Raw genomic sequence first — 3,112 nt, forward strand, 5'->3', positions numbered from 1 at the left:
GCGCCGGGGTAATCCCCCAAATCATTTTGCGGAGATGCCGATGAGATCCGGCGTAACCGTAATCACAGAAGAGCTTGAGATCGCAAAGAGCTATTTTTTCTTCGCTCTTGAGGGCCCGAAGATGTCCTCGCCCGACTATCTCCCCTTTGAAGTCCTCATGCACTACATTGGAGGAAACAGCCAAACGGCTTTACTGCACGATATGCTCGTCAAACGACGATCCGTTCTCCAAAAGGTATTGGCTACTCCTCTCAGGCGCCGCTTTGGCAAGGGCTGGCAACCAATCACCGGAGAGGGGGAACCCGAGAAAATTGCCACTGGCGTGGATAGCCTTTTAGAAATTTTGGGCCAGCTTCGTGCTAGAGGCGTGTCACCCGAGAGTCTATCTCTGTGCAGGTTTCTCGGACGCCGGTTAACAACGACAGGTGTCGCCACGCGCTGCTGTACCAGGCGTCGGAGAAGCGTCAATGAACGAAATCGCGGATGGGTGTTGAGGCGGCTCAACGGGCACTATGGGGATTTGCTGTTGGGCTCGGAGCTGGTTGTGTGTCGGAAGGTGCCGTCTTTGAGACTGGAACCCGTGTAACAGCAAGATGCCCGGTCAGATCTTGTTGGACAAGGCGCATGTTTGCAGGTCGAGATGACTGTGATGCCGGTTTTGGCGGAGGTGTGACGCATGTCTTGTCATCACCGCGAAGGTTGCGGTCTCGTTCGTAATCCAAACTGATGCCGAGAGATCTGATCGAGGTGGTCATGAGCTGTCGATGGCCTCCGGGTTTGGCTTGTGCTTGGGGTCCATGCCTGCTGCAAATACCTCGATGATAATCATGCGTCCGCCGCAACATGGGCAGGGAAAGTTGAGGGCACGGGCTTCATCTGGCTCTGCATCGGTATCATCGTCGGCGTTATCTTTGGCCGGCACCTGGGCGTTCAGCAGCTCTCTTGCCCGTGCGATGTTATCGGCCCGATTACCGTTGGCGAAAAGACCGTAATGACGAATGCGATGGAAGCCTTTCGGCAGCACGTGAGACAGGAACCGGCGGATGAACTCATCCGTGCTGAGCTTCATGGTCTTCCAGCGCTCGGCATGGTCGGCGTTGTAGTCCTTGTACCGAAAGGCAACATGGTTGCTGTCCGCGCTCACGAGACGCCGGTTTGAGATGGCGACCCGGTGGGTGTAGCGCGACAGGTAGGCGAGCACGGCCTCGGGCCCGGCGAACGGTTCTTTGACGTGGACGTACCATTCGACCTTTCGTAACGGCCTGAGGAAGGCATTGAACCGGGCACGGTCGGCAAGGCTGGCACGTTGGCCGTAAAAGTTGAGGTGTCCATCGCCATGAGCTTTGACGAGTTTCTCGATGAACAACCGTCGGAACAGTCGCGAGAGCACTCGGAACGATGCAAGGAACTTCTTGCGGCTCGCGATCCATTCTGATCCATCTGGTGAGATGCCACCACCTGGCACGATCATGTGCACGTGTGGATGATGCGTCATGGCGCTGCCCCAGGTGTGCAGCACCGCCGTGATGCCGATCCTGGCACCGAGATGTTTGGGATCGGCGGCAATCGTGATCATCGTCTCGGCGGATGCCTTCATCAGGAGATCGTAAATGACGCGCTTGTTCTGGTACGCGATGTCGGCGATTGGTGCCGGCAAGGTGAACACGACATGGAAGTAGCCGACCGGCAGCAGTTCGGCTTCGCGTTTCTCCAGCCATTCTTGCGCCGCTGCGGCCTGACACTTCGGACAGTGCCGGTTGCGGCATGAGTTATAGGCGATGTGCAGATGCCCGCAGGCGTCGTTCTCGCATCGCGCAACGTGACCGCCAAGCGCTGCCGTGCGGCACCGTTCGATGGCCGACATCACCGTCATCTGGTCGAGACTGACGTGGCCGCGATTGGCCTCACGCCACGCAGCCCCGTGGTCGCGGAAGATGTCCGCGACCTCAACAGCTGGGCGGGTCATGCCGGTAGCGCTCTAAGTCTTCGACTTTGCCTTCTTGCGCTTGCGTGGCTTGAAGGTGCGACGTGGCAACAGATCGATCGGGCTTTCGATGGCTGTGATCAGAGCTGTTGCAACGCGTGTGTAGCGTGCTGTCGTCGTGAGCTTGACGTGTCCGAGCAGCGCCTGGATCACACGGACATCAACGCCGGCGTCAAGCAGATGCGTCGCAAACGAGTGGCGCAGGGAGCGCACGGTGACCGGCTTGGTGATGCCGGCGGCGTCGGCCGCTTGGTGAAACAGCCGGTTCTGCTGGCGCGTCGTCAGCGGCCTGTAGGGACTGCGGCCTGGAAAGAGATAACGCTGCTCGGGTCGAAACTCAGCGTCGTATTCGGTTGATCGCTCACCCCAATAGTCGCGTAGAAGGTTGAGGACGGTCGTTGGCAGTTTGACCTGACGGTCCTTGTCGCCTTTCGATTGCACAACACGAATGATGCCTCGGTCGGTATCGATGTCGCCAACCCTGAGACGGATAACTTCGCCGGGTCTGAGGCCGCAACCGTAGGCCAGTGACAGCATCGCCCGCGCCTTGATGGATGTCGTGTTCGCGAGCAGACGCGCGACTTCATCCTGGCTCATGATAGGTGGGATCTTCTGTGGCTCACGAAGGTGATAGATCTCGGCGACAAGGTCGTGCCGGCGCAGGGTCACACGCAATAGAAACTTGACGCCGGTCATGATCGTGTTGCGCGTCGAGTTGCTGATATCGCACTGCGCCAGCTCGTGCTGAAACCCGCGAACGTCATCTGCCGTTGCGGTCTCCGGCGAACGGCCGAGCCAGGCGGCAAATCGACGGCAGCTGCGGATGTGGGCGGTCTGTGTCTTCGGGCTCAGTTTGCGCGCCGTCATGTCTTCGATCATGCGGGCTTGCAGCGGGCTGATGGTACGATTGACTGATCCACTCATGGGAGAACTCCTGTCCTGAAGAGGTTGAAACCTCGATTCAGGACGGCGTTCTCACCGTCATCAATGCTGTCTCAGAGCACTCGGCTACCCACATCAACGGACCCGCCGCATACGATATCGCGTAGCGATTTTGTTCTTTGACCCAACTCGGCCATCGACGACCTTCTCTGTTCGCAATGCACCATTGGTTTGCGCTCCTAAAAG

At 58.5% G+C, this 3,112-nt stretch carries 3 protein-coding genes; 1 reads left to right on the forward strand and 2 read right to left on the reverse strand.

Annotation, left to right across the window (positions count from 1 at the left end; genetic code table 11):
• Positions 1 to 586, forward strand: a 586-nt coding sequence (locus WBB85_RS00570) for an insulinase family protein (RefSeq protein ID WP_432636674.1), incomplete at its 5' end; no start/stop codon positions are given.
• Between the two features lie 165 nt (positions 587 to 751).
• On the opposite strand, the gene WBB85_RS00575 is transcribed toward WBB85_RS00570, so the two are convergent.
• A complete protein-coding gene (locus WBB85_RS00575) occupies positions 752 to 1,966 on the reverse strand; it encodes an IS91 family transposase (protein ID WP_432636675.1) in 1,215 nt (404 codons plus the stop codon).
• A gap of 12 nt (positions 1,967 to 1,978) precedes the next feature.
• Positions 1,979 to 2,908, reverse strand: a complete 930-nt coding sequence (locus tag WBB85_RS00580) for a tyrosine-type recombinase/integrase (RefSeq protein ID WP_432636676.1) — start codon at positions 2,906 to 2,908, stop codon at positions 1,979 to 1,981.
• Positions 2,909 to 3,112: the final 204 nt, after the last annotated feature.

It is taken from the genome of Albidovulum sp. (genome assembly GCF_049646345.1).
Lineage (GTDB): Bacteria > Pseudomonadota > Alphaproteobacteria > Rhodobacterales > Rhodobacteraceae > Albidovulum.